Consider the following 4,539-nt stretch of genomic DNA (forward strand, 5'->3'; position numbering starts at 1 on the left):
GTAAATGCGCAGGAATTTGTTTGCGGAGGCCATCATGTAGACGCGGTAGGGTTTTCCCTCTGCACGTTTTTTGTCCATGAACTGGTAGATAGGTTCATCAGTGGGAGACTGTTGAAGGAACACGCTCATAACCAAAAAGAGTGTCCTGCGCAGGGCAGCAGAACCACGTTTGGAGATGCTCCGGCTGCGGACATCCATCTGGCCAGATTGGTACGGTGGAGCGTCAATGCCGGCAAATGCCACGAGAGCTTTCTTGGAATAAAAACGCCGCACATCGCCAATTTCAGCCATGAGCTGCGGACCAAGTGTCGGCCCAACACCAAACATTCCCATGACAACTGGGTACTCCGGCAAACGTTCTGCAAGGGCTTGCATTTCCTGTTTCAACGCTGCCAGAGCAGCAGAGATCGCCCGCAGCTGCGAAACAGCCTGTCCCACCAGCAGCTTTGCGGTGTTGGTCTTAGGCATAACCCCGAAATGGCCACAGGCAGAGGCGTAGATATCCAGAGCCTTTTCCTCGCTGAAATTGTAGCCATGCTTCTTGCACCATTTCTGGTACTTGGTGACAAAGGCTTTCGCCGAAAGGCCGCAGACACACTCACAGTGCCAGAAAGCATCCACAAAATCCACCCATTTCTCGCTGCCATCCGCACGGGCGGGACTGGTAAACAGACGATTGGCGTCAGGAAAAGCGGTATCCAGCAAGGAAATCAGATTGTTCTTGAGCATGGTCTTTACCTTGGAATACTGTTGGTACTGCCGGTAGCAGTTTTTCAGCATCAGCCGGGTATCTTCCTCCGGAACATATCTCGGCAGCGTGAGCCAGTGGTCAAGGCCGTAGTTGGCCAGCTTTATGGCATCTTTCTTGTCGGTCTTGGCTCGTCTTAAACTGTTGTTCCCGTAGTCGTGCACCAGCATAGCGTTGACCACGGAGACATAGAACCCTGCGTCGTGGAGCAGCCAGGCCACCGGCGCATGGTAATTACCCGTGTATTCCATCACTACACGCGTTTCACCGTCCAGGCTTTTGAGCAGCCTTGCCAGCTCGCTCAGTTCACTGCCGGTATGATACACCTCGAAAGGCGAGATTATCACCTCTCCAAGGGGTTGCATGACGGCGATCATGCTCTTTCCTTTGGAAACGTCGATGCCAACACAGTTCATTTGCATTCCCCCAAGTCTTTGGTATGTAATTGGCCACCATCTTTTTCTCATTGCCGATTCAACCTACTTGGTGACGCGGATATGGTAATCCAACCTGCTTAATCGAACGCTACAATGGGAAGGATGGCTGACTGTCTGTTAAGCGGGCATATATGGCCCAAGGAGGTGAACGTCAGTCCAATTATCCTTTCCATTGTAGCTTAGGCATGAGAACGAGCAAAGCGTGTCTGGCTGACACGCTTTGTCCGACAATAATATTTTAGTAGTAGGAGGAACGAATTATGTCTGTCGCAATTGGTGCTGCTATTGCAGTTTTAACAGGAATCGGAGCCGGAATTGGAATCGGCTTTGCCACCGGCAAGGCCACCGAGGCCATTGCCCGCCAGCCGGAGGCCGCAAGCCAAATCCGCAGCAACCTGCTGCTGGGCTGTGCGCTGGCCGAAGCCACTGCCATTTATGGCTTTGTCATCGGGCTTGTCGTAATCTTTGCGGGATAAGGGGCGATTTTTGTGCTCAACTTCAGTCCCTACACAATTTTATTTACCGTCATCAACCTTCTGGTGCTTTGGCTGTTTCTGAGGCACTTCCTGTTTGAGAAGGTAACCGGCATTTTAGATAGCCGGGCGCAGGCCATCCAAAAGGACCGGGAGGATGCCGCGGGTGAAAAAAAGCTGGCCGGGCAACTGCATGACCAGTATGAACAGCAACTGGCCCAGACCCGGCAGGAAAGCGAGACGCTTTTGGCTCAGTCCAGAGCGCAGGCGCAAAAAGAGTATGACGCAGCGCTGGACAGCGCCCGGACCGACGCGCAAAAGCTGATGGAAACCACCCGCCGCCAGCTTCAGGCCGAGCGGGAAAGCATGCTGCGCGGTGTGCGCAAGGAGGTTGCCCAGCTTGCGCTTCTGGCGGCGGCCAAGGTGGCGCAGAGCGAGCTGGACCGGAAAAACGATCTGGCTTTGGTGGACTCCTTTTTGTCCGAGTCGGGTGATCCGTCATGAGTGAGCTTGCCCGCCGCTATGCCGCGGCCTGCTTTGACTTAGGGGTGGACCGGGAGCGCTTTGTCCGTGCCGTCCGCCTGATTGGGGACACTCCTCCCCTTCGCCGTGCGCTGGAGGACCCCACCGTTGACCGCATGGAGAAAGAACGGGTGCTGGAGCGGCTGGACGTTTTAAAGGAAGATGCCCGACTTTTAAATTTTTACAGGCTGCTGGCGCGCAAAAACCGGATGGCGCTGCTGCCCGAGATTGCCGAGGCGTTTCACACGCTGGAGCTGGAGACGCGCAATACGGCGGCGTGCCGGATGCGCTGCGTCCATATCCCGGACGAGGCGCAGTTGGACGGACTTCAAAAGCGGCTGTGCGCCCTGCATCACAGAGACGCGGTGGAACTGGAAATCGAGACGGACCCCGGCCTTTTGGGCGGGTTTGTTCTGGAGATCGACGGATTTACCTATGATTACAGCGTCCGCGGCCAGCTCTGGGATATGGAGAGGCAACTGCAAGAGAGGCGAATGATATGAAAAATGAAGCGGATGAGATTGTCTCCGTCCTGCGGGAGGAAATTTCAAATTACGATAACAAGGCCCTGCGCAGCGAAACCGGCACGGTTTTAAACGTGGGCGACGGCATTGCCACAGTTTATGGACTGGGCAACGCGGTGTACGGCGAGCTGCTGGAGTTTGAAACCGGCGTGCGGGGCATGGTGATGAATCTGGAGCGGGACAGCGTCGGCTGCGTGCTGCTGGGACCTGAGGAAAATCTGGGCGAGGGAGCGACGGTTCGCCGCACCGGACGGACCACGGACGTGCCCGTGGGCGAGGGGCTGCTGGGCCGCGTGGTGGACGCGCTGGGCGCGCCCATTGACGGAAGAGGCCCTGTGGAAACCACGGAGACCCGCCCCGTTGAGCACGAGGCCAGCGGCGTTGTGACCCGGGAAGAAGTCAATGTGCCCATGCAGACGGGCATTCTGGCCATCGACGCCATGGTCCCCATCGGCCGGGGCCAGCGGGAGCTGATTATCGGGGACCGCCAGACCGGAAAGACCGCCATCGCCGTGGACACGATCATCAACCAGAAGGGGCAGGACATGATCTGCATCTACGTGGCTATCGGACAAAAGGCGTCCAGCGTGGCACAGGTGCGGGATACGCTGGAAAAGTATGGGGCAATGGACTATTCCATCATTATCTCCGCCACCGCCAGCGAGCCTGCCCCCCTGCAATATATCGCCCCCTATACCGGCGCCGCCGTGGGTGAATATTTTATGAGCCGGGGCAAAGACGTGCTGATTGTCTATGACGATCTTTCCAAGCATGCCGTGGCCTACCGCACGCTATCGTTATTATTGAAGCGGTCCCCCGGACGGGAGGCCTATCCCGGCGACGTGTTTTATCTTCACTCCCGCCTGCTGGAGCGGGCCTGCCGTCTGACAAAAAAATACGGCGGCGGGTCCATGACGGCGCTGCCCATTATTGAGACGCAGGCGGGCGATGTGTCTGCCTATATTCCCACCAACGTCATTTCCATCACCGACGGGCAGATTTATCTGGAATCAAACCTGTTTTTCTCCGGGCAGAGGCCGGCCGTCAATGTGGGCCTGTCCGTGTCCCGCGTGGGAGGCTCGGCCCAGACCAAGGCCATCAAAAAAGCCGCAGGCACACTGCGGATTGATCTGGCTCGTTTCCGGGAGCTGGAGGTATTCAACCAGTTTGCCTCCGATCTGGACGCATCCACCCAAAAGCTGCTTGACCACGGCAAAGGAATGATGGAGCTGCTCAAGCAGCCCCTTTATCATCCCATCCCGATGTACCGTCAGGCGGTGATTCTCTATATGGCCACGGGCGGTCTGCTGGACGACGTGCCTCAGAGCAAGGTCTCAGTGTTTGTCCGCGGGTTTGTGGACGAACTGGAGTCTTCGCATGCCGAGGTGACAGAGGAAATTCAAAAAACCGGCGTGATTTCCGACGCGGCGGCACAAACCATCCGCGCCGAGCTTGCGGCGTATAAAGTGCGCACCGGGGCCGTGCCTGCGGAAAAAGAGGGGCGGTGACGCCCGATGGCAAGTATGCAGGAGATCCGTTCCCATATCCGCAGTGTGCAGGAAACGCGGAAAATCACCAACGCTATGTACCTGATTTCCTCCAACAATCTGCGAAAAGCGCGCAAACAGCTAAACGACGTGAAGCCGTACTTTGACCGGATTGAGAGAACCATCACCGATATTCTCCACCGCTCCCCCGAGCTGACGCACCCTTATCTGGACCCGGCGTTTCGGGCGGAGCGGTCTCAGGGTACCGTGGCCTACGTGATTATTACCGGCGATAAGGGTCTGGCGGGCGCTTACAATCACAATGTACTCAAGCTGGCGGAGGCGGCG

6 protein-coding genes are annotated in these 4,539 nt (G+C 56.9%); 5 read left to right on the plus strand and 1 reads right to left on the minus strand.

Annotated elements, in window-relative coordinates; translation table 11 throughout:
• On the minus strand, positions 1-1,164 hold a 1,164-nt coding region (locus B2W96_RS07685), incomplete at its 3' end, for an IS110 family transposase (protein ID WP_293009702.1).
• 281 nt (positions 1,165-1,445) lie between these two features.
• On the opposite strand from B2W96_RS07685, the gene atpE reads away from it, so the two are divergent.
• From atpE to B2W96_RS07710, 5 genes are all read left to right on the plus strand, one after another.
• Positions 1,446-1,661 carry an ATP synthase F0 subunit C gene (gene atpE / locus B2W96_RS07690; protein WP_293009703.1) on the plus strand — a complete coding sequence of 72 codons (216 nt, stop codon included), beginning with the start codon at positions 1,446-1,448 and terminating at the stop codon, positions 1,659-1,661.
• Between the two features lie 12 nt (positions 1,662-1,673).
• Positions 1,674-2,162, plus strand: coding sequence for a F0F1 ATP synthase subunit B (gene atpF / locus B2W96_RS07695; RefSeq protein WP_293009704.1), 489 nt, complete (start codon positions 1,674-1,676; stop codon positions 2,160-2,162).
• Positions 2,159-2,683 (plus strand): ATP synthase F1 subunit delta, encoded by a 525-nt coding sequence (gene atpH / locus B2W96_RS07700; protein ID WP_293009705.1) that lies wholly within the window; start codon positions 2,159-2,161, stop codon positions 2,681-2,683. The genes atpF and atpH overlap by 4 nt, the downstream gene beginning before the upstream one ends.
• The gene (gene atpA / locus B2W96_RS07705) at positions 2,680-4,212 is read left to right on the plus strand and encodes a F0F1 ATP synthase subunit alpha (RefSeq protein WP_293009706.1); all 1,533 of its coding nucleotides are present in this window, start codon (positions 2,680-2,682) and stop codon (positions 4,210-4,212) included. The genes atpH and atpA overlap by 4 nt, the downstream gene beginning before the upstream one ends.
• 6 nt (positions 4,213-4,218) lie before the next feature.
• Positions 4,219-4,539, plus strand: a 321-nt coding sequence (locus tag B2W96_RS07710) for a F0F1 ATP synthase subunit gamma (protein ID WP_293009707.1), incomplete at its 3' end; no start/stop codon positions are given.

Origin of the sequence: Oscillibacter sp. UBA6647 (assembly GCA_002455655.1) — a bacterium.
GTDB lineage: Bacteria > Bacillota > Clostridia > Oscillospirales > Oscillospiraceae > Oscillibacter.

Coding starts and splice junctions, on each gene's coding strand:
- atpH (WP_293009705.1), top strand. CDS start 2,159: ATGAGTGAGCTTGCCCGCCGCTATGCCGCGGCCTGCTTTGACTTAGGG.
- atpA (WP_293009706.1), top strand. CDS start 2,680: ATGAAAAATGAAGCGGATGAGATTGTCTCCGTCCTGCGGGAGGAAATT.
- atpE (WP_293009703.1), top strand. CDS start 1,446: ATGTCTGTCGCAATTGGTGCTGCTATTGCAGTTTTAACAGGAATCGGA.